This window comes from Shewanella sp. Iso12 (assembly GCF_012030025.1).
Lineage (GTDB): Bacteria > Pseudomonadota > Gammaproteobacteria > Enterobacterales > Shewanellaceae > Shewanella > Shewanella algae.
Genome location: NZ_JAAUHW010000004.1, coordinates 174524 through 195137, shown reverse-complemented (window position 1 = coordinate 195137; position 20614 = coordinate 174524). Strand labels below are relative to the sequence as shown.

The 20614-nt window shown below is 47.4% G+C and carries 23 protein-coding genes; 15 read left to right on the top strand and 8 right to left on the bottom strand.

What is annotated here, in order from left to right:
* Position 1: 1 nt before the first annotated feature.
* From hypB to HCX89_RS09615, 12 genes are all read left to right on the top strand, one after another.
* Positions 2–859, top strand: coding sequence for a hydrogenase nickel incorporation protein HypB (gene hypB, locus HCX89_RS09670; RefSeq protein ID WP_167715843.1), 858 nt, complete (start codon positions 2–4; stop codon positions 857–859).
* Complete coding sequence (locus HCX89_RS09665; protein ID WP_025010286.1) at positions 859–1107, top strand: HypC/HybG/HupF family hydrogenase formation chaperone; 249 nt, start codon at positions 859–861, stop codon at positions 1105–1107. The genes hypB and HCX89_RS09665 overlap by 1 nt, the downstream gene beginning before the upstream one ends.
* Positions 1094–2218, top strand: coding sequence for a hydrogenase formation protein HypD (gene hypD / locus HCX89_RS09660; protein ID WP_025887312.1), 1125 nt, complete (start codon positions 1094–1096; stop codon positions 2216–2218). The genes HCX89_RS09665 and hypD overlap by 14 nt, the downstream gene beginning before the upstream one ends.
* Positions 2218–3222 carry a hydrogenase expression/formation protein HypE gene (hypE, locus tag HCX89_RS09655; protein WP_062793448.1) on the top strand — a complete coding sequence of 335 codons (1005 nt, stop codon included), beginning with the start codon at positions 2218–2220 and terminating at the stop codon, positions 3220–3222. The genes hypD and hypE overlap by 1 nt, the downstream gene beginning before the upstream one ends.
* Positions 3222–3569 carry a hydrogenase maturation nickel metallochaperone HypA gene (hypA, locus tag HCX89_RS09650; protein ID WP_101096803.1) on the top strand — a complete coding sequence of 116 codons (348 nt, stop codon included), beginning with the start codon at positions 3222–3224 and terminating at the stop codon, positions 3567–3569. Before hypE ends, hypA begins: the two co-directional genes overlap by 1 nt.
* A gap of 1369 nt (positions 3570–4938) precedes the next feature.
* Entirely contained in the window at positions 4939–5568 is a 630-nt protein-coding gene (locus HCX89_RS09645) for a hypothetical protein (RefSeq protein ID WP_167715840.1), read from the top strand.
* A 324-nt stretch (positions 5569–5892) separates the two neighbouring features.
* Positions 5893–6270: a hypothetical protein gene (locus HCX89_RS09640; protein ID WP_167715838.1), complete on the top strand. Its 378-nt coding sequence runs from the start codon at positions 5893–5895 to the stop codon at positions 6268–6270.
* 358 nt (positions 6271–6628) lie between these two features.
* Positions 6629–7102, top strand: coding sequence for a hypothetical protein (locus tag HCX89_RS09635; RefSeq protein ID WP_167715835.1), 474 nt, complete (start codon positions 6629–6631; stop codon positions 7100–7102).
* A 77-nt stretch (positions 7103–7179) separates the two neighbouring features.
* Positions 7180–7623 carry a DUF2000 domain-containing protein gene (locus HCX89_RS09630; RefSeq protein ID WP_044734545.1) on the top strand — a complete coding sequence of 148 codons (444 nt, stop codon included), beginning with the start codon at positions 7180–7182 and terminating at the stop codon, positions 7621–7623.
* 384 nt (positions 7624–8007) lie between these two features.
* Complete coding sequence (locus HCX89_RS09625) at positions 8008–9021, top strand: suppressor of fused domain protein (RefSeq protein WP_052658051.1); 1014 nt, start codon at positions 8008–8010, stop codon at positions 9019–9021.
* Positions 9022–9393: 372 nt separating this feature from the next.
* Entirely contained in the window at positions 9394–10170 is a 777-nt protein-coding gene (locus HCX89_RS09620) for a hypothetical protein (RefSeq protein WP_167715832.1), read from the top strand.
* 87 nt (positions 10171–10257) lie between these two features.
* Positions 10258–10722 carry a hypothetical protein gene (locus tag HCX89_RS09615; RefSeq protein WP_025010279.1) on the top strand — a complete coding sequence of 155 codons (465 nt, stop codon included), beginning with the start codon at positions 10258–10260 and terminating at the stop codon, positions 10720–10722.
* 106 nt (positions 10723–10828) lie between these two features.
* On the opposite strand, the gene HCX89_RS09610 is transcribed toward HCX89_RS09615, so the two are convergent.
* The 7 genes from HCX89_RS09610 to HCX89_RS09580 all read right to left on the bottom strand — a co-directional run bounded on the left by HCX89_RS09610 (position 10829) and on the right by HCX89_RS09580 (position 18103).
* Positions 10829–11140: a hypothetical protein gene (locus HCX89_RS09610; protein ID WP_028779971.1), complete on the bottom strand. Its 312-nt coding sequence runs from the start codon at positions 11138–11140 to the stop codon at positions 10829–10831.
* A gap of 189 nt (positions 11141–11329) precedes the next feature.
* The gene (locus HCX89_RS09605; protein WP_025010277.1) at positions 11330–12403 is read right to left on the bottom strand and encodes a hypothetical protein; all 1074 of its coding nucleotides are present in this window, start codon (positions 12401–12403) and stop codon (positions 11330–11332) included.
* A gap of 192 nt (positions 12404–12595) precedes the next feature.
* A complete protein-coding gene (locus HCX89_RS09600) occupies positions 12596–13417 on the bottom strand; it encodes a DUF4198 domain-containing protein (RefSeq protein ID WP_071237512.1) in 822 nt (273 codons plus the stop codon).
* A gap of 6 nt (positions 13418–13423) precedes the next feature.
* The gene (locus tag HCX89_RS09595) at positions 13424–13957 is read right to left on the bottom strand and encodes a DUF2271 domain-containing protein (protein ID WP_025010275.1); all 534 of its coding nucleotides are present in this window, start codon (positions 13955–13957) and stop codon (positions 13424–13426) included.
* Between the two features lie 70 nt (positions 13958–14027).
* Positions 14028–14624, bottom strand: a complete 597-nt coding sequence (locus HCX89_RS09590) for a PepSY-associated TM helix domain-containing protein (protein ID WP_025010274.1) — start codon at positions 14622–14624, stop codon at positions 14028–14030.
* Between the two features lie 102 nt (positions 14625–14726).
* On the bottom strand, positions 14727–16595 hold the full coding sequence (locus HCX89_RS09585; RefSeq protein WP_167715829.1) for a VRR-NUC domain-containing protein: 1869 nt from the start codon (positions 16593–16595) through the stop codon (positions 14727–14729).
* Positions 16595–18103: an EAL domain-containing protein gene (locus HCX89_RS09580; RefSeq protein WP_167715825.1), complete on the bottom strand. Its 1509-nt coding sequence runs from the start codon at positions 18101–18103 to the stop codon at positions 16595–16597. The genes HCX89_RS09585 and HCX89_RS09580 overlap by 1 nt, the downstream gene beginning before the upstream one ends.
* A gap of 276 nt (positions 18104–18379) precedes the next feature.
* Between HCX89_RS09580 and HCX89_RS09575 the strand changes: the two genes are divergently transcribed.
* Complete coding sequence (locus HCX89_RS09575; RefSeq protein WP_025887287.1) at positions 18380–18853, top strand: mechanosensitive ion channel family protein; 474 nt, start codon at positions 18380–18382, stop codon at positions 18851–18853.
* Positions 18850–19452: a class I SAM-dependent methyltransferase gene (locus tag HCX89_RS09570; RefSeq protein WP_028779978.1), complete on the top strand. Its 603-nt coding sequence runs from the start codon at positions 18850–18852 to the stop codon at positions 19450–19452. The genes HCX89_RS09575 and HCX89_RS09570 overlap by 4 nt, the downstream gene beginning before the upstream one ends.
* Here HCX89_RS09570 and HCX89_RS09565 read toward each other — a convergent pair.
* A complete protein-coding gene (locus HCX89_RS09565) occupies positions 19440–19718 on the bottom strand; it encodes a peptidylprolyl isomerase (RefSeq protein WP_025010268.1) in 279 nt (92 codons plus the stop codon). The two genes, HCX89_RS09570 and HCX89_RS09565, sit on opposite strands and share 13 nt — an antisense overlap.
* A 364-nt stretch (positions 19719–20082) precedes the next feature.
* On the opposite strand from HCX89_RS09565, the gene HCX89_RS09560 reads away from it, so the two are divergent.
* Positions 20083–20502, top strand: a complete 420-nt coding sequence (locus tag HCX89_RS09560) for a secondary thiamine-phosphate synthase enzyme YjbQ (RefSeq protein ID WP_028779979.1) — start codon at positions 20083–20085, stop codon at positions 20500–20502.
* The last annotated feature ends 112 nt before the right edge of the window (positions 20503–20614 follow it).

The window sequence follows — 20614 nt, the reverse complement described above, 5'->3', positions numbered from 1 at the left end:
TATGTGTAAAGATTGCGGATGTTCACTGCCCAGGGGCAACGGCGGGCATCATTCTCACGAGCATGGTCATTCTCACAGTCACGATCACAAGCACGGTCACAGTCACTCTCATGGCCATTCCCATGAGCACTCTCACAGCCATTCTCATAGCCAAGGCACAGTACACACCAACCCGCAGCTGAACGACAGCAAGACACTGTCGGTGATCCACAAGATCCTCGACAAAAACGATATCGAAGCCCAGCACAACCGTGAACACTTCGAATCCCACGGGGTGATGGCCTTCAATATCATGAGTAGCCCCGGCAGTGGCAAAACCAGCCTGCTGGAGCATCTCGGTGCCTATACAGACAAAAAATACTGCGTCATTGAAGGCGATCTGGAAACCTCGCGGGATGCCGACCGCCTCAAGGCCAAGGGCATAGAAGCGATTCAGATCCAAACCGGCAGCGCCTGCCACCTGGATGCCTTTATGGTGCACGGTGCCCTGCACCAGCAAGCGCTCGACAACATGGATATCTGCTTTGTCGAGAACGTCGGCAACCTGGTGTGCCCGGCCAGTTATGATGTGGGCACCCACATGAATATTGTGCTGGTTTCCATCCCCGAGGGCGACGACAAGATTGAAAAATATCCTGTGATATTCCACCGCGCCGATCTGGTGCTGCTGACCAAGTGCGATCTGCTGCCCTACTTTGACTTTGATGTCGCCGAGGCCCGCGCCCAGGTGAGTAAACTCAACCCCAAGGCCGAGGTATTGGAAGTCTCTACCAAAGATCCCGCCAGTTTGACCCGGGTCGCCCAGTGGCTGGATAAGCAGCTCGCCGCCTTTACCGAGCGCACTTCGGAGGCTTGCTGATGTGTTTGTCTATCCCATCCCAGGTAGTGGAGCTGCACCCCGAAAGCCAGAGCGTTACCGTGGAAACCCTGGGGGTTAAACGCACTGTGAGCTGTCATCTGTTGGATGAACCGCTTGCCATTGGCGACTATGTGCTTATCCATATCGGCTTTGTGATGAACAAGATAGATGCCGAATCTGCCGCCGAGAGCCTGGCGCTGTACCGTGAGATAGCGGCCAAACTGGAGGCGGAAGATGGCAGAGCTTGAACTCAGGCAACTGTACGACGGCTTTCGCTGCCCGGCCACGATCCGTAATCTGGCCGAGGAAATCACCGCACTGGCTCCCAAGCTGGCCGAGCCACTCAATATCATGGAGGTCTGCGGCGGCCACACCCACACCATAATGAAATATGGCCTGCTGCAGCTGCTGCCGGAAAATATCCATTTCATTCATGGCCCGGGTTGCCCGGTATGTGTCATGCCCAAGGAGCGGATAGATCAGGCCGCCGCCCTCGCCCGCCTCGATGATGTGATCTTGGTGACCCTGGGCGATATGATCCGGGTTCCCGGCTCCAAGGGTTCACTCGCCTCTGTGCGCGCCGAAGGCCATGATATCCGCGCCGTCTATGCCCCGCTCGATGCGCTGAAAATCGCCGCAGAAAACCCGGACAAGACCATAGTCTATTTTGCCATCGGCTTTGAAACCTCCACGCCGATGACGGCGATACTGCTGGAGCAAGCCGAAGCCAAGGGCCTTAGTAACCTCTTGTTTCATATCAACCATGTGCTGGTACCACCGGCAATAGATGCGGTAATGAGCCACCCCGAGACCAAGGTCAACGCCTTTATCGGCCCGGCCCACGTCAGCGTTATCAGCGGCGCCCGCATCTATCGTCCGGCGGTGGAACGTTATCACACCCCTGTGGTGGTCTCGGGCTTCGAGCCGGTGGATGTCATGCAATCCATTCTCGCGCTGGTCAAACAGAAAGTCAGCGGCCGCTGTGAACTGGAAAACCAGTATCAACGCGCCGTCAGCGAACAGGGCAATCTATTAGCGCAGCAAAAGGTAGAGCAGTTCTTTAAGGTACGCCCCAGTTTTCGTTGGCGCGGCCTTGGCCCCATTGCCGACTCGGCACTGATGCTGAAACCCGAATACAGTCACAGGGATGCCGAACGCCGCTTTGCCGAGCGCTTGCCGGTGAAACAGATAGACGATCACAAAGCCTGCCAATGCGGCGATATTCTGCGCGGCATGGCCAATCCCAAGGATTGCAAAGTATTTGGCCGCGGCTGCACCCCGCAAACACCGCTCGGCAGTTGCATGGTCAGCTCTGAAGGCGCCTGCAATGCCTATTACAGATATGCCGGAGTAAACTGATGTCCGATAAACGAGTACAACTGAGCCATGGCGGCGGTGGCCGGGAAATGGCTGAGCTTATCAACAAGCTGTTTTTCGATGCCTTCGACAACCCCATTCTCAGACGCGAAGAAGACGCCGCCTGTTTGCATCTTGGCGGCGATTGCGCCTTTACTACAGACTCATTTACCGTGGCGCCGCTGTTCTTCAAAGGCGGCGACATCGGCAAGCTGGCCATTGCCGGCACAGTCAACGACTTAGCTATGATGGGCGCCGAGCCGCAATATTTAAGCTGCGGTTTTATCATAGAGGAAGGCTTTGAAATCAGCCGCCTGAAACAAATAGTGGCCAGCATGGCCGATGCCCTGTCTCAATGCGGAGCCCGCATCGTCTGCGGCGATACCAAGGTAGTGCCCAAAGGCTGCGCCGACGGCATTTTCATCAATACCTCAGGGGTAGGCCGCATTCTCAAGCCGGGCATTTCGGCTCATGCGCTAAGAAACGGCGATGCCATCTTGCTTTCGCGGGACATAGGCCGTCACGGCGCCGCCATCCTGAGTGCCCGTGAAGGGCTGGAGCTGGAGTCTGAACTCAGCTCCGACTGCGCCGTGCTCTGGAATGTGGTGGAGCAACTGATCGCCGCCAATCTTGAGATCCACGCCATGCGTGACGCCACCCGCGGCGGCTTGTCGGCCGTGCTCAACGAGTGGGCCAAGGCCTCTAACAAGGGCATTACCCTCAGAGAAACCGCCATTCCCGTCTGTGATGAGGTACGTGGCGTCTGTGAACTCTACGGTTTTGAGCCCTGGGATCTCGCCAACGAAGGCAGCTTTGTCGTCGCCCTGCCCCGCGAACTCGCCGAAGGCGCGGTCGAAATCATGCGCCGCTTCGGCCATTGCGACCAGGCCTGCATTATAGGCGAAGTAGGCGAACAACATCCGGGTAAAGTGGTACTGGAATCGGCCTGGGGCAGTCGCCGTTATTTGGATCTGCCACAGGGCGAACTGTTGCCGAGGATCTGTTGATGCACGAGTATTCTATCGTCAGCGCCCTGATGGAGCAGTGCCAGCAACTCGCCGCCGAGCACGGCGCCAAGGGCATTGCCCGGGTCGCCATCAAGATAGGCGCCATGAGCGGCGTCGAGCCTGAGTTGGTTCGCACCGCCTTCAACACCTTTCGTGAACACAGCGTCTGCCACAATGCCGTGCTCGATATCGACATAGCGCCGCTGACGCTCTCCTGCAATCAGTGCCGGCAGCAAAGTACCCCAGAGGAACGTACCGTCATCTGCCCCCACTGCCACAGCCAGGATACCCGGGTCATAGACGGTGAAGATATGCTATTGATGCAACTCGAGTTAATCACAGATTAATCCTGCCCAGGCAAAGCGGCGCCGCTATCTGTGTTGAGCTACACACTGTAAAACTTAGGGCCAAAGGCTATCGCGTTCGGTAATGCCTTTGGCCATATCTCTTTGGCCTTTCATCACTCCTTCCCCCATTACTGTCTTACCGTCAGTAAAAGCCTTTAGAGTCTCATTTCTAAACCATGGCTGCACTTGCGGCTTGTTTCGCCAAGCCAACTTGGTTATTCTAACGATAATTCAATTAGTTATAAAAACAGCCAATACAGGGATGGCTGGCATCATTTCGCCTTCAGGCAAATTCAGGGACGAAGTCAGTTTCGTGCCCGTGCGGTAGCTATGGCGGAAACTTTATGATAGATAATTATTTAAGCGCAGACGCGACGTCCTTAATCTACACGATTAAACTCATCCTGTGCCGGCCAACTTAACTTGACCAATACACAACAAACAGCGGGGCTCTGGTTTAACTAATCCACGAGACGACACGGTGGTCAATACCTGCACGGGAAATCATTATGTGTAGGCACAATCAGGGTTGCCATCTGTAAACCATAAGGCACTTAATTATGTCAAAAAGGATAAACAAGACTTATACAAAGGAAATTTGAATCGATTAACGAGAATCTAGATGCTCCTATATGTTCTACCCTTCAATATTCGAATGTGACATCTCGTACACAAGCCAAGAAATGATGATATACAGTTAAAAGTTGAAGATGAATATGAATATGAATATGAGATTTTATGGTAGTTGGTAGAGACTATTTAATCAATAAAGATAATTTTTCTAAATTTCCAGCGCCTGAAAAACTAGCTCACAAGTTAATTGGTGTGAAACTGGACCTAGTTATAGACTTTACTCTTGTTATACCGAGAGTCTTTATAAGATTAGATTTATATAAAAGTGTTTTTGGAGAATTTGTTAATTTTTAGCCGATGTGGATTATATAAATCATCTGATGATAATTTTTTGTCTTTTCTTTGTACGCATACTGAAGGTTTGATTTGATTGATATGGGCAATAAAAGCAAATTGCCATTATCGTTCTATAACCATGGGGCTTTATGTATTTAAAAATAAATTTTTCAAGAAAAATAGATAGTTCTGACATAGTAGATATTGAATATAAGGTTTAACATGAGTTTATTAACTTACGAAGATATTGATTCTTTAGTGCATGGTAAAGCTACCGACGATATAAATTCCTTGTTTTTTTAAAAACAAGGACCATTACATCAGAAAAATATGGAATGATAAGGACAATATAGAGAGATTACGTTCTCTTAGAAGTCAAAAAATTATTTCTGATTATGATTTGTATAAGCTCGCATACTATAAAATAAGCTCATTTAACCCTTTACAATCTGAAAATCCATTGTTTAAACTTATTGCAGAGCAAGGTTCTGATGGAACTTTATTGATATCTGATGAAAGTGAAATTCATTACTTATGTCTTGATGCTCATTTTAATTTTATAAAGGGGATTTTGGATGTCGACGGTAAAATAGATCAAAATAAGTTCTTGACTAGTGCTTTTTCTGGCTATAAAGAGGAATATAAGATCTTTGATTATTTGCTTGGTAATTTTGATTTTGATTCTTCTGCTTTATCCGAGGCGGCGGCATGGCTTGTATACAACGAGCACTATGAAGAAGAGTTAGGTAAAGCTGCATTTAAAAAAATTGTAGATAAAGGCTTGGATATCAATCAAAAATTTTCAAATGAAAGTGAGCTTTCCGAATATGACTATTTACTGAGTCTTGTTTTTTCAGAGCAACCTATTGTTTTTATTTCTTGGTTGGATGGTACTCCGTCGCAAAATACTATATCCGACTTTCCTTGGGAATTTATAATTTTTGAACATGATATAAATGAAGAACATGTGGAGGCTATTCGGTCTTTAATTCAAAAAGGTTATGAGTTACCCCTGCAAGAAATCGCTACATTCTTAAGAGATAAAGATGAAGAAGACTTTGCTGAGTCTGTTGAACATATATCTGTTTGATTTGAATTTTTATGTGACTTTATGACATTTAAGTACTGATATCATATGGTTTCTGTAACTTGATGTCAGCATGTTGTTTTGTTCAAGCCGAATGTATGGTTAGACATTGTCGCAACCCAACCTCACACTGTCTTAAAAAACCATTAAGAAACTACTCATCAGTTTGCACTATGCTGACCTTTCCCCCGAATTTAAGGCCATGACATTAATTTTTCTTATCATTTAGCGTAAGAAAACAATTAAGTAATGCATTTATAAGCAAGTTCAGGTAAATAAGAGTTTTGAGAGTCACACATGCGCACTATACAACAATTAGGCTAAAATATGTTCGTACGATATGAAACTAACCTTACGTTTCGTGGTACTCAGCACAGGAAAGGTATTTTTGCAGCTATGGGTGACCTTAAACGCATGAAGGTAATGTCAGAACAGGAATACTATTGGTATAAATCTACAGCAGCTTGGTTTAACAGCAATTTGGAAAATCCGAAATGTTTTAAAGAACCGATAGCGCCTGATGTACGATTCGTTGCACAAAGTTGGTTTTTTAACGTCCCTTCACTGTACCTGGAAAAATCAAATGAAGTAGCCGAGTTACTTAAAAAGTATGGTATAACTGTAACGATTAGACTGTCAATTAAACCTGGTAAGATTATTTATAGTGACAACATTCAGCTTGTAGTAGTTCCAAACGATAGCTAAATCTCATCAATAGCAGAATGAAGGATCTGGCCGGCGGTGTTTCTAAGTGTTTATTTTTAACAGCGTGGATTATAATATCCTCTGTACGTAAAACTCGATAAGAAAGCGTGTTAGCTTTAGACATGTCGGCCTCCTATAATTGTTCGCCTATTGGGTCAACAAATAGTATGGCTCTGACTTAATTCATCCGTAAGAAACACGGCAACTGACACTTGCCTGCATAGGGAATCATTATATTTATTGCTATTAAGGAATAGTTTTGAGTATATAATCAACACCTTAAAACCGTTATTTACTGAATTAGTAAGCTATATATTTAAAGCGCGTATACACATTTCAACTGCCAAAAGTAGAAATTATGCAATGGTCAAAACTTAAAAAGCGAGTTGAAGAAAATTTTGCTGAATCCATCAAAGGCAGAATTGAAATATTTACAACTTCTTATCGACGACAAGGTGAAATTGCTCGAAGTTGGGTTGTCATTGATGGCAAGCAAGGCATAAGTCTTACTGATTATGAGTCTTGGTCGGAACAAGGGGCATATTTTCATGAGTTAACCCCAACAGATTGCCTGAAACATAAATCAGTAGATGGCTTAGAAAGAACTGTGGGGAGTTTATATGAAGCAGGTGAGTTCAGCAGTTATGACTTCAAAATTATATGTTTCGAGTCATTGAGCCTATCCGCTCATGATTGTATTAAATCTGAACATCCGCTATTGCGTGTCATAGGTGTTCTTCATCGTAAACTAGGTAAGGCTAAGGTCAATGAAATGCTAAAGGACCCTCATCCAATGGTTGTTTACTTTGCAGATTTTCGTATAAAGGCATAGGCAGATGACCTTTCCCAATGTTTAAAACCATTTCCGGATAACAAGCTAGATACCGCCATTAAAAACCAGGAAATTCCATGATAGATTTCACCTCTCTACCAGATGAAAACACAAAACGATTTGTCGCCGTACTAAATAAAAAAGTTGATATGGGGCGCCTGTACAATGCCCTGGGTCACATGACGGCCGGACTGGTCGCTGAAGTAAATGACTTAGACAGACTCTGTTTTCTGCAATATCGGGATAAGGAAGAAGGTATTCATCCATCAATATCCCATTATCCATTTATCGTTCTTAAAGCTGACAACTCGAACAAGATCAGAAAAGTCCGTGAAGAACTCCTGCAACGAAATATCCCATTCACTGACTTTACAAACACCATGATAGTAGGAACATCCGCCGAGCAGGTAAAAGCAACGGCTGAAACATCCGAGCAAGATCTGGAATACTTTGGTATTTGTATGTTCGGTGATACGACTGTGCTTAAAGAATTTACCGGTAAGTTCAGTTTATTCAAATAGTAGGACCGCAGATATGGAGCACTACACTACAATCTTCAGATTCCGAGGCAGATAGAATCAATGAATTAGCCGAGAACGAGGGCGACTTTCATCGGGAATACTGTGTTTGGATTGCCCTATATGAGGCCGCAAGCGAGAGCATAGAAAACAAAACAGCAATATATTTCTGCTAAGTTTAGTATTTCATCTAAGAGATAATCCCCCACAACCCTATTGAGCTATTTTTGATAGTGATCGATTGCAAATAGATGTTCAAATTAAGACGGCAGGTTAAATATAAACATCTATTTGAACATATAAAAGTAAAAGATAATAAGATACATTTTTTGGACTGATATTTTCGATAACAAATGAAGTCAAAATTTATTAAAAGGAGGTAATATAGTGACAGAAGTAAACCAAGAGATATTATGGGATAACGTATATGACGCTAGAACGGCTGTATTCGAAAAGAAATTCGGTCTGTTCCCAGATGAGATCCTTAAACTGGGTCATATGACAGGTGTATGGCCAGGTGGTGGCTTGTTTAAGTCTAAAGCCAGCGAATTGGGTGACGACCTATGGCTTTACACCACTTTTGGTTTAACCAACCCGGATATGCCAACCCAGTACTTGCCCCAAAACATTAATCAAACAGATGGTAACATTGAGCTGACTCTGACAAAAAAAGAAACAGTTCCTGTCTATCCTGAGCGGCCGGGTTATGGATACGAAATTATAGTAATTACCCAAGGCGAGGCAGATTGGCCACTAGGTTTGTTGCAATGGGCCGTCAATGCGGAAATGCTTAACGATGCAGACCTTTTGGGAAGAGTCAAAAAGTACAACGGCCTAACTATTGAAGATGTCATGGTGGGAGACGGCGATTACGTCAATGTACTTATTACCCAGGCACACAGTCCGCTGCCAGGTAGCTTCACATTACCTAATGGTGAAGGCCAACTACTGATAGCGACTGTGATTACTGACGATGAGATGGCCTGGTCAATGAAAAACGGTCGAGACAAGCTGTTAGCCAAACTCCTTGCATCGAGCGATAAGCAAGTCAGTGTCATTAACAGACCTTCGGTGTTAAATCCCGCTTCCATTAACTACTCGGACATAGACAATCGAGAACAGGCAGAAGAGCTCGCAGCTCAAGGTATGTTGCGAAAAACCTATCTCTTCCCATTGGAGTTTGGTGGTCAGGACGACCCAATGAATGTGGTCTATCTACCAAAGACGGCCTCACTGAGCAAAAAAGTGTTCGATCAACAGGTCATGGAGCTGGCCCAGCAAGGAAACATAAGTAACTACTCGGCCTCACCGAATTATCAAGCAGATAGTTTTATACCGGAAAGTATCGACATTGTAGCTGATGGCGAAGCCGGGATATCAACTAGAATTGAAGTGTGGTAATAGGTAGCTCTGGCTTTATTTGACTCTTGACACAAGTCGGTTAACAGCCCAGCTACCCGCACTGAAAGTAATTAAGGTGTTCTCATTGAGATACATTGAGGACACCTTATTAACAGCCTGTGCTTGTTGTCAGTGTACCTACTGCGAATGAAGCTTGAGCCTTGAGCCCCGAGGCGCTTGCAGAAGCACAGATGACTGTATCATTGAAATCCAAAGTTAGAATAATTTAGCATTGCCACCAATAGTTGCCAAGTTAAAGATGCTGCTATATTTCACTATCCATATATCATAAAGAAAAACCATGAATAACGAACAATTAATTAACGCTATCAGAAAGAAGCTGATAAATTAAAGTGCTATAGCTATGATGACATGTGGTACGATGTTATTTCCACGCAAGTACTAGCTGACTTTGAGTATTTACTAAACAACTACCCGTTTAAAAACAATGAAGAAAAGAAAGTTATCTTTCTTCAACTATTGATGAGTGATATAGAACATTATTTAAAGGAAGACTGCATTGGAGCATTCCTGAATCATTTCCACCCTGAACAGCTCAAAGTTGATTTCCCTGAAGGGATATTCACAATAACACAGTATGAGAACAGTTTTTATGTTTTCAAAAAAATCGTTGAGAATAAATTTCCGCTAGATCACAACATGTTCCTACTTATGGGCTGCCGAAATAATCAGAAAGAGTATCTAGAATTTATCACTCAGCATTTTACTGTAACTGATGAGATCTTGGAGCAAGCGCTAGATCAGATCATAAACTCAGATTCTTTTGGTGAATCCAGCACAGATGCAACTCAAATTTACTTGATAAAGTACCTGCTAGAAATGTTGAATGTAAATTGTAAGCTACCAGGAACGTCCGACCATGATTGGTTATATCAAGAGTGCTTCGAAAATGTTCCTCCTGCAGCTAAATACTTCTACACTGATGATTTTGATATAGCAATTCTTTATGATCAAGAGTATTGGGAATATATCTCTGAAAACTACCTGGAAGATGAAGACTATGAAAGCCTCTACCTTGCAGCTCTTGATGATATAAAAAACAGTAACCTGGATATAGATTTTAAGCAGATGCAAGCTATATTCATCGATTTGAACATGCCGGCTGCGGCGCAAATATTTTCTCATTAGACAATTGTCAAAGAAGCGCTCATATCAGTAAGCAGAGAGCCATTGTCTATTTGGCTCAATTAGATCTATCTTGGAAACGAACTCAACATGAACAACAAGTATAGAGCTCCAGCGAGCAAGTGCAATGGCTTCCCCAAAGGTCTGAAGCTGCTAGTTCCTTTTATGCTCCTTATATCGACTCCCTGTACCAAAGCACATGCCACTGATTGGTATTGCTTCGTGTCTCAAGATGAAGCCCATCCAATATACTTGGCTTTTTCCTTTGGCAATGAAGAGAGCAAAGAGTCCCTGGTTTGGTATAAAAATGGCTCAGATGTCATCAAGCTTGAGCAAACGAGTCTTGAAGGCATAGAAATCACTGAAGGGAGACCCTACGAATATACCTATAAATACCTGGAAAAGGTCGATGGAATGACATCTGGAAACTATACCATTGTTGTTCAAGGGGCAAATTTTTACCGTTTTGAATATAAACCGAAAAATAAAAATAAGGTTTATGAATTCAACATGGACCCTGAATCCCAGTTGGACGATACTTGCGTCTGGCAATGACCCTGCCTTCAGGTTTCTTTGGCCGTAACAGTAAAATCAAGTCAAAGGTTGTGCTTACTAGCTATCCTATCAAGCCAACCTATTGCTGCTGAGATTCTAACCTCTTCTAATGCAACACCAGGAACAACAATAATATCGCTCCGGCACTAAATAGATTGGTTTTCCAGAACGAATCTTTGGCAAGAGTGTGCCTAATCAGTACACCACTCCCCCTCAGCCAACCTGCCCAGCAACCGGCTATCAGTGCTTGTAGCATTAAAATAGTCCCCACCACCATATAGGTCAGATCCAACCAACTCTTGGATGGAAACATGGAAGGCAACAGGAGTAATCCAACAATGCCCGCCAAGGCAGCCCAACTGCAACCCACCAGCAATGCCAACAGAGAAGATAATAAAAATCCCTTTAATCCTTGCATCACACTCTCCTTGTTTTCGATGAAATGGCTTCCCTACCCGTAAACCTTTACTATTTTTTATCTATCCCTATGGTCAGAGTCAAGGTGAGTGACGACGTTAAACCTCAGCACAGTTTGCCCGCCTATGGAAAAGCTGGTCTGAACAATACCTGAAAAAACATCAGAGAAATTACGCTTTGACTCACGCAGTTACTTCAATCCCAGTTGCTGGCGACCAGTTTGATTGAGATAAGGCGCCACGTCACTCAAAGGTAAAAAGAATTCATTTTCGCAGCCGTTACCGCGAGGATATTCCCAGAATCTGAGCCCATCCAGCCCATCCTGGGTTTCCAGAGTTAAGTGGTAATAGCCCTTTGCACCATATTCTGTACTACCACAATCGAACTCGGGATCTTCCTCTTGTTCACCAGTTGGGAACCATTTGGCCTGCAGCCCAGATGGCAACTGATGTGTCTGCTTATCGGGGTCAGTATCGTAAAACCATTGCCAAGGGTGAAAACGCTCACCTGTATTAAGATCAAAATTGGTATAGTTAATCGATATTCCGCTGGCGCCATGCCCTGCGGCCCAACGGTAGAATCTGACACTGAGCCAGGTGTCGTTAGCAAAACTCAGCTCTACACCGGTTTCGTCGCTGAAAGCTGTGCCCATGCGCCCGAGAAAGTCTCTGCGAGTTTCGTAATAGAGTTCAAGCAACTCAACGCTGGTAAGGCGTTGTTTAAGCCAATGATTGATTTTATTCAGCCCGGCTTGCGCGCCCCGAAGTTCAAGCCCCATCTCACCACCGTAGGTAAGCTCACGAAATTCCAAGGCGTTGTTGAAACTTTGCCAGGCACCGCGCTTTATTTGGGGCCGGGTTTCCAAGGCCTGATTATAGGCTTCGCTGCTGCAGTCTGTTGCGCCATCGGCGGCAGTGACTCGGCTGAGGCTGATAGGTAAGGTTTTATCCCTTTGCGCCAGATACCAAGTGCCCTGTAACTGATCATCTTGAAGAGAGAGTCGCCAACGACCGCTGTCATCTTGCTCCTGGAAATGGTTGTCTTTGAATTCCAGGCTGATAGGCGTCAAGTATTTCAAATAATAATAGCTACCTGAATCGCCATATTCGTTAATGCAGGCGCGGATCTGCGTCTTTCCCAAAGTGCCCTGCCATACACCGGCCATAAGCCTGCTCTCTTGCTTGGTCATGCCATCTTGACTGGCATAGGCGCAGGTGCTGGCCATTAACAACGCAGAAGCATAAACAAAGGTTTTGACTGCCATCCCTGTTTCCTTATCCTGATGATCGAAAGCTGGCAGCCTAGGGGATGATTCGATGAAAAGCAATGGCCTGCACCTGGCATTCAAGCAAAATGCGAACCCGGGCAAGCGGCGCACGCTTGCGCTTAACTCCCCGTGCTGACAGGCACTCACAAGGTGATAGGACTTGAAAGTGCCTGCTTCGAACTATTTAGGTTATTGCAGACCGGCCTCGAAAGTGAGGAAAATTTCACTGACTGTCTTATCCGCAAGACGAGTGTCGGCGTTAGGTTGCTCGAATGATGCATGCAACATATAGCGGCCGGCGCTGGGCAGTTCAAAACTCACCTTGCCTTCTTTGTCTGAGGTCAGCGTCAATTCCTGTTTCTGGTTACGGTAAAGCGTGCCTTCCTTCACAATCGCAACTTCCACACCGGCAATCACTTTACCCTGGAAATAGAATTGCAGCTCAGTGGGTTCCTGCTCGACTATGTCAGCCGGATGGGTCAAGGGTTTGAGTTCCAGGTATTCCCCTTTCACTTCAAAAGCCTTGTCACTTGGCTTGTTGAGGGTGACATAGGACTCGACCCGTGAGAAATACAGCGCCCCTTCGAGATCGTACGCCCCTTTTGGCATCATCGCCTTGGTGGTTTGCTTGTCAGTACGGCTACGGACGCTGTCTTGCTGGCCCTTGAGCTTATAGCGCGACATATATCTTGGCTGGGTCTCTTTCTCGAATCTGTAGGTGCCGTCTTCGGTCAGGCGATAGTCAAACACAGACTTACGGCTGCCGCGATAGCTCGAGGATGGTCGCTCCTTGGTGCCGGACGGAGTAACGATTTGCACATCTTCAGAGCCAAAAGGTTTGTCAAACAGGAAGACTTCGTTACTGGCGCTGACATCTGAAGTGATCCACACACCTTTGCCGGGATCGGCAGAGACATTAAACTGGCTGGGCAGTATAAATCTGTCATGGGCCTGCGCCGTTTGTGCCAACAGACAGGCCCCCAGGGCCAACAAGAGTTTGCTTGTTTTCATCATCTTTTACTCCACTAGGTATTGAAGGCTAATCGTGCCGGTTTCTATGGTGGGCGCTATTTCAGCTTTGAAAGGCTTGCCGTCGAGCTGAAATTTGTGTCGTACCAAATCCCGGCCACCGTGCTCTCGTACCACTTCCACCAGCAAGGTATATTTGCCGTTGGCAACCTGGCCCCCTTGGTCATCTTTGAGGTCCCAGCTGATGGGATACTTGCCCGCAGGCCGTGTTGCCGACGCAATGGCATCGACAAAGTTCATGTCATCCCGCCCGGCCTTGCGCCACCAGCGACGAATGTCTTTCAGCCACTTGTACCCCTCGCCTTCCTGCATAACCCAAAGGCTCAAAGTTCGCACGCTCTGCCCTTTGGCATCTTCCACCCACACGGCTGTGTAAGGCCTGTGGTATTGGCCCGTGGTGATTTCCGGCAGTGTCAGATTAATCTCCAGCGAATCGGCTTGGGCCTGCCCCAGGGTTAAGCTGCTACTCAGTAATACCGCCAAGGACAGAGACAATCTGGTTTTCAAAGGTTTGCCACTCATACATTCTCCATTCACAACACACCAAAGGTAGGGGGTACTAATTCATGCTTTGCCGTCTGTCACTTTGAACTCAGGGAACAAACAGCAGATAGATAAGGGCACAGGCACTGCTGACACCGACCATGGCCAGTAAGGATTTTTTCAATCTACGGCTCTGAGGCAACAGCAGGAAAGCACCGGTCAGGGAAAACAGGATGATGAGAATTGAACAAAGATCCAGCAGCCAGACCCACAGGGTGCCGCTGTTACGCCCCTTATGCAGATCATTGAGTACTGCGATAAGACCATAATCTATCTGCTCGACATAGGCTTTCCCGTCCAGCAGATCCAGGGTAATGCTCTGATAGCGCCCCGGCCCCTTGTGCACCAGCGCCACTTCATCTTCACTGAACTCGGCACTGTGACCATCCACTCCCCAGTGGCTACTGAGCCAATGCGCAGTGGCTTCGCGCCAATCCGGGTCTTCACTATTCACCGGCAACAAAAATCCCGGCAGGGCTTCTTCCGATGCCAGGCTTTCTCCGCCCTGGCGGATAAACCAGTCCGGATGATTGAGAGTAATACCGGTAAAGGCAAAGAACAGCATCAACAGCAGCAGTGCCATGGAAACATAGATATGAACGACGCGGGCGAAATGGAGCGATGACTTGCTGACTCTGAACTTCAATTAAGGTTCCCACATAGCGCAGGCCGCCAGTGGGCTGCCTGTTAATTGACTGTTATTGGCCAATACTAAATAACAATCATTCTTGCCTTAATGCTATTTACCTTATTTACACTCGCCGGCCGTTGCCCAGTCGACATAGCAAACCCGTGCCTCTCCCAAGTCACTGAGGAAGTTGAGCCAGTATATTTGATGATCGGCCAACTTATCGCCCGGGCCTTTGACTTCAAGCCAACTAATGCGCCCTTCGGCGTCAAATAACACAAGATCCGGATGGCCACTGCGGTAATGCTTGAGATCGCCAAGCATACGTTCAAATACCTGAGCGAGCCTGGCGCCGGAAAGTGCCGCCAGCGTCAGTTCCAGCGCCTGTTGCGGCAGGTTTTCCCAGTAAACCCAATCATTTGCCAGTCCTTGCTTTTGCTGAAAATGGCGCCAAATAACAGCGCCGTGCTCCCGAGCGATTTCATCAAGACGCGCCGTGATGGCCTCTTGACGCCGACTAACAAACTCCTCGGTGAACATATCCCGTGGGCTGCGCTGAAATGGATTATCGAATACCGCCTTAACGGGGGCAAAAATAATGTCCCAAAAGGCGAGTCCAAAGAGGCCACAAAGCAAGGCATTCTCGAGAAAAAACGCCCGGTAACCGAGCGCTTCAAAGTGCGCAGCGACACGCATTTCAACTCGTTCACCATTGGGAGTGAGTTGCAGAGCTATCGCTGGCAGCGCACCCAGTCTACCCGGTACATTTTCTTTCAGCGCTTGCAGTCTTAACATCAAAGAATCAAGCGCCAAGGAATCAGGCGCTTCACTATGGCCTGATGGTGAGGCAAACTTGCTGTCTTTGCCATTTGGCAATTTTTTAAGCAGGCGTTTGCCAATACGTTCTATGATTTGCCACTGACTCTCATTACCGGCAAGGTCGCAAAGGTGCAGCAGCGCATGAGTCAGAGCCCGCCACTGAGCCTGTTTTTCCAGGCAGCGGCACAGGCGTTCCCTTGCTAGCCAATGTTCGCACTGCGAATAGACACTGATGGCAAGAGTAGTTTGCCCTTGCCTTTCGGCTTCGCGGCCTATCAGAGTCAGTAGTTTTTGCCGGCGCCGCTCGAGTAAGGGGTTAGCCTCGGGCATCGCTGAAATGGCATTAATCTGTTCAAGCAGCAATGGAATATCCAGCGGCTGTTTGGCTAGTATCGCCTCTTCTATCTGCTGACTCATATGGCCAAATGCCAACGCGGCGTTAAGCTGCTCTGGGCTGTCATAGGCGCGGTGGGCCTTGTCCAGCACAGTGACTTCAAAGCGCTGCAAGCCCAGATCGCTGAGCACAAACTGGCTCAGATCCTGATAACGGTTGCCAAAATAGAGCAGCAATAGGCCATCGAGAAGCCGCTGGCATTTAAGCTCAATCCATTCTATGCCCAGCTCAGAGTTCAGTTCGCCAATCAATAACTGTGAGTCTTGGGGCCCGAGCGCCAGCATGGTACGTTTCAGTGTCTCCTTTGAGGCACCATTTACGCTTTTACCTAGATGCAGCGCAATATCGACCAGGCCCCCAAGACTATTCTCGCCCTCCGAGGCTCGACTCTGTTGCAGTTTGAGAAGCGCCCGGCGCAGCTCTGTGAGGGTGACGCCTTTGAGCCAGGTTTCAGTGTTTGGCAATGATGAAGTGCTGATGAGCTCCGCGTGCTCAAGCCCCTTTATCGCAGGTTCAAGGGCCCCTATTTCCGGGTAGTTAAGCTTATCGGTGCGAAACCACTCGCCCTTGCGGGACAAGAGACGCACCAGCAACATCCGCGAAGGCTTGGTGCAGGCAAGGTACGCCGCGCGTAACCTGGCAAGCTCGCTTGGCAAAATATCCAGATAGCGGCGGCTACCCTCCAGCAAGAGTTCAAAATTGCTCAGGTAATAATCGCTTGCAAGTTCAAGAGTGGCCGGTTTCACTAAGGTTTTTGCCGCTAAGGTTTCTGCCATTAGGGAACTTCGTCTGATTTCACGGTTTTCAGTTCTTCAACCAGCATGGGGCGGGCAAAATAGTATCCCTGCAGCAGGAATATACCGCGCTTTTTGAGGTACTCCACCTGCTCCGCCGTCTCCACGCCTTCGACTATCATCTCAAGCTCTGACTCCATACCAAAGGCGATAATGGCATCCAGCACACCACGCTTGAGATCATTGGTGCCTATGGTATCGGTAAACATCTTATCTATCTTGATGCTGTCGATCCCCAAGGCTTGAATATACTTAAAGCCGCCATATCCGGTGCCGAAGTCATCAATTTTAAAGCTGTATCCCCTCTCTGTCAGCTTGGCGATTTCCTGCTTGGCGGCGTCAATGTCTGCAATGGGCAAGCGTTCGGTGATCTCAAATTTAAGTCTGTCCGGCTCCGGCCAATTATGCTGTTGCAGCACACGACTGACATGAGCCTGCTCCAGATGTTCTGCCACCAGGTTGATACTTACCCAAGTGCCGCTCTCAAGCTCCGGCAGTTGTTGCAGTACCTGCTGCAGCAAAGATTCGGTAATGGGAATGATCAGGCCACAGGCTTCGGCATGCTCTACAAAGGCGGCCGGGGGGATAAACTCCTTGCCCTTCTTCCAGCGCACCAGGACTTCATAACCGACAATTTTGCCCTGATTAATATCGACTATGGGTTGATAGAAAGGGATAAACTCCTGCCGGGCAATTCCCCTTTGGAGCATACTCTTGAGCGAACTGTGGTAACTCAGATAAAGCCAATAAGCCCCGGCCAGCAGCACTCCGAGCAAAATGCTCAAGGGTAAACCGTAAACCAAGATCTTTTCTCTGGCGTAATCATCGAGTTTCTTTCCAAACCAGAGTTTTTGCTCCACCTGATGCTGCGTGTCCATCACACTGAGAAAATGCACATGGGATTCTTTGGGTACCGAGGGATTGCCGCGCTCAAATACCAGCCCTTCGGAGCCTGGAGCATGATGCAGAAACTCTATGTAAAAACAATCGCGGCAGGGAAGATTGATAATTTCACGGATCCAACTGCTGTCCAAAATCCAGTAAGCGGTATTGCCATTACTTCTGAAATAAACCAAGAGTTCCTGCTCGGTGTCATGCATGGCACCTGTAGTGGTTAGGCCAAAGCCCTGCCCTATAGGGGTGTCACTGGGAAGATCCGGCAATAGTAAATCCGAGCCAAGCGAACTGCAGCCCATGCCGGTTTTGGTTTTTATCCCCATCACCCGAAAATAGCGATTATAGTTTTCAGGTGCCCGCAATAATTTTGCGTCTTGCGGGCCACAATCAAAATGAAACTCAGGTACTTGATGGAGAATAATGTCATTGATGGAACGCTGTCTCTGGCTAAGATACTCTTCCATGAGTTTGAACTGATTTTTGACTATTACTGAGGTCACTGGCCTTAGCAATAACTCCGATGACAACAGCAAGAGAACTATAGGTAACAGCAACAGCAGCAAAACCCGTTTGTTCTCGGATACAGCCTTCATGATTATCGTCCTTGTAGAATGTCACTTCCCTTATACCCAGCCAGAGCGCCAGATACAATGTCGCAGGCAGCAAATACCCTATTCTACGGCAAAACCTTTTGCAGCCTGAGTAGGCAAAAACGGCCTTGGGCAATTTAGGTAAGCCACTGAAATTTATTGATTGACTCTTGTCTCTATCTCAACCTTTGGTTAACTTGGGCGCCTTTGAGTTTGGCATGCCTTTGTGCGCCAAGCCGAACATTTCAGCGACTAAGACTTTATTATTCGGAGCAGAAAATGAATGAAAATGTCATTCAGGCAATCCTGGTGTTTGCCGCATTTGTGGTAGTCAGCCTGATTATCGACCGTTTCCTGAAACAAGTGGCCGCCCGCTTTGACTCGGCGGCCAGCGAATCGTTTCGCTTGATCTCCAACTCCCAGCGCGTGGTACTGATATTTATTGGTGCCGTCTTGGCTTTATCCAAGTTGGGCTTTGATGTTGGCGCCTTGGTTGCCGGACTCGGGCTCACCGGCTTTGCTCTGGGTTTTGCCCTCAAAGACGCCATATCCAACCTGATTGCCGGCATTATGATAGTGCTCTATAAACCAATAAAGCTGGGCAATAAAATCGATATTACCGGCTCCAAGGGGACAGTGGTGGATCTCAACCTGCGTTATATCACGGTAAAGGATGAAGGCGTGACACATCTGGTGCCCAACTCTTTGTTCCTCAACAATAAAGTTTCCATTATTGATGAGGATAAGCAATGACGGTGCAGCTTTGGGATAAGGTTGCCAACCAGGTCAATTTCAATCTGGAAATCGATGTGCAGCGCTTCTGCCAGTTGGTGAAACCCGATGCCAGAATACTGGACTTTGGATGCGGTTATGGCCGGATAACCAAGCAGCTGAAACAGTTAGGCTATCCTGAGGTGCTGGGGGTCGATCCCTCAGCCGCCATGATAAAGCGCGGCCTCAGTCTGTACCCGGACATCGATTTAATTCAGCTGCCACAACTTCCATTGCCTTTTGCCGATGAAACATTCGATGTGGTGCTGAGCTGCGCCGTTTTAACCTGCATGCCATCTGAAATGGCGCAAAAAGCCGCCATATTGGAGCTTAAACGCGTGCTTAAGCCTGGAGGCTTGTTCCACCTGAGTGAGTTTTGCGCCCCCATGACGAAACGTTTCACCTCAGGGCTGGGTACTCCTATGTGTTACCACACGCCCATGCAGTTGCAGGAGCTGCTGGAAGACTTTGTCGACCTGGAGGATGAAGTCACGGCCTGTAGAACTTTGGCCGGCGATCCGGCTCAATGCTATCGAGCCTTTGCCAGAAAACCGCAGCAGGCTTTAGCTCAATTACGATAAATAGTCTGGATCAGATGAAAACCAAACTGGGTTTTGACCGGGCCATGCACTTCGAGCACCGGCTTTTTGAACACCACTTGATCGAACGCCTTGACCATCTGCCCAGGGCCAAACTCCCCGAGATCGCCGCCGCGTTTTTTTGAAGGACACTGAGAGTATTGTTTCGCCAGCTTGCCAAAATCTTCCCCTTTGGCGATACGGGCCTTGAGTTTTTCCGCCTCTTCACGGGTTTTAACCAAAATGTGTCTGGCGCAAGCTCTGGCCATGGGGTGTTTCTCCTGGGTCTATAGGGGTAAATTCGCGGCCGGTATTTTAGCAAACAATCTGTGTTTTATCTGCAATCACTCTCTCTAATCCCCCTCATTCATCACTCTCACTAATGAGATGGTCATGGCGGCGATGCAGGCTTTATCATCAAACTTGATAATTGAATCGCCCACTATCTCTTCAGCTAATGATGGGCTGTCCGCTGGGTAAGTACCGCCTTGCATCTTGGGGAGCCCCCATAAAGACGATAGAATGTTTCGCCGGGCGCTCACCTAAAAATCAGAGGCCCGGCTTTTAAATTCGCGGTGATTTAATGGCAAGCTTTCAGATGGCGGCCAGTCTCACCCACATTAAGGAATATCTATGTGGCATCAGCAACAACTGACCTTAAACGCCAAGCGGCGCGGTTTTCATTTAATAAGCGATGATATTGCCAAGGCTCTTGATGATATGCCTTACGTCAGTTGCGGCCTGTTGCACCTGCAACTACTGCACACCTCTGCCTCGCTGACGCTCAACGAAAACGCCGATCCCACAGTGCGGCAGGATTTTGAGGCCTGGTTCAATCGCGCAGTGGCCGAAGATACCCCTTACTTTCGCCACACCTATGAGGGCGCCGATGATATGCCGGCCCATATTAAATCCAGCCTGCTGGGCACCAGTTTGCTGCTGCCTGTCAGCGCCGGACAGCTGGCACTGGGCACATGGCAAGGGATCTATCTTGGCGAGCACAGAGACAATGGCGGTCGGCGCCGCCTGCTGTTGACCCTGCAGGGGGAATAAAGCGGCAATACTTGGCAAACCGGTAAGAGTGAGTGGCACTGTTTTTGTTGAGATGCTTTTGTTGAGATGCTTTTTGAAGCGGGTGTGAAACCGCCTGTTTAAGTCAATATGA

What these genes read in the sequence shown, in the direction of transcription:
- hypB (WP_167715843.1), top strand. Translation starts at nt 2, where the DNA reads ATGTGTAAAGATTGCGGATGTTCACTGCCCAGGGGCAACGGCGGGCAT.
- HCX89_RS09665 (WP_025010286.1), top strand. Translation starts at nt 859, where the DNA reads ATGTGTTTGTCTATCCCATCCCAGGTAGTGGAGCTGCACCCCGAAAGC.
- hypD (WP_025887312.1), top strand. Translation starts at nt 1,094, where the DNA reads ATGGCAGAGCTTGAACTCAGGCAACTGTACGACGGCTTTCGCTGCCCG.
- hypE (WP_062793448.1), top strand. Translation starts at nt 2,218, where the DNA reads ATGTCCGATAAACGAGTACAACTGAGCCATGGCGGCGGTGGCCGGGAA.
- hypA (WP_101096803.1), top strand. Translation starts at nt 3,222, where the DNA reads ATGCACGAGTATTCTATCGTCAGCGCCCTGATGGAGCAGTGCCAGCAA.
- HCX89_RS09640 (WP_167715838.1), top strand. Translation starts at nt 5,893, where the DNA reads ATGTTCGTACGATATGAAACTAACCTTACGTTTCGTGGTACTCAGCAC.
- HCX89_RS09635 (WP_167715835.1), top strand. Translation starts at nt 6,629, where the DNA reads ATGCAATGGTCAAAACTTAAAAAGCGAGTTGAAGAAAATTTTGCTGAA.
- HCX89_RS09630 (WP_044734545.1), top strand. Translation starts at nt 7,180, where the DNA reads ATGATAGATTTCACCTCTCTACCAGATGAAAACACAAAACGATTTGTC.
- HCX89_RS09620 (WP_167715832.1), top strand. Translation starts at nt 9,394, where the DNA reads ATGTGGTACGATGTTATTTCCACGCAAGTACTAGCTGACTTTGAGTAT.
- HCX89_RS09615 (WP_025010279.1), top strand. Translation starts at nt 10,258, where the DNA reads ATGAACAACAAGTATAGAGCTCCAGCGAGCAAGTGCAATGGCTTCCCC.
- HCX89_RS09610 (WP_028779971.1), bottom strand. Translation starts at nt 11,140, where the DNA reads ATGCAAGGATTAAAGGGATTTTTATTATCTTCTCTGTTGGCATTGCTG.
- HCX89_RS09605 (WP_025010277.1), bottom strand. Translation starts at nt 12,403, where the DNA reads ATGGCAGTCAAAACCTTTGTTTATGCTTCTGCGTTGTTAATGGCCAGC.
- HCX89_RS09600 (WP_071237512.1), bottom strand. Translation starts at nt 13,417, where the DNA reads ATGAAAACAAGCAAACTCTTGTTGGCCCTGGGGGCCTGTCTGTTGGCA.
- HCX89_RS09595 (WP_025010275.1), bottom strand. Translation starts at nt 13,957, where the DNA reads ATGAGTGGCAAACCTTTGAAAACCAGATTGTCTCTGTCCTTGGCGGTA.
- HCX89_RS09585 (WP_167715829.1), bottom strand. Translation starts at nt 16,595, where the DNA reads ATGGCAGAAACCTTAGCGGCAAAAACCTTAGTGAAACCGGCCACTCTT.
- HCX89_RS09580 (WP_167715825.1), bottom strand. Translation starts at nt 18,103, where the DNA reads ATGAAGGCTGTATCCGAGAACAAACGGGTTTTGCTGCTGTTGCTGTTA.
- HCX89_RS09575 (WP_025887287.1), top strand. Translation starts at nt 18,380, where the DNA reads ATGAATGAAAATGTCATTCAGGCAATCCTGGTGTTTGCCGCATTTGTG.
- HCX89_RS09570 (WP_028779978.1), top strand. Translation starts at nt 18,850, where the DNA reads ATGACGGTGCAGCTTTGGGATAAGGTTGCCAACCAGGTCAATTTCAAT.
- HCX89_RS09565 (WP_025010268.1), bottom strand. Translation starts at nt 19,718, where the DNA reads ATGGCCAGAGCTTGCGCCAGACACATTTTGGTTAAAACCCGTGAAGAG.
- HCX89_RS09560 (WP_028779979.1), top strand. Translation starts at nt 20,083, where the DNA reads ATGTGGCATCAGCAACAACTGACCTTAAACGCCAAGCGGCGCGGTTTT.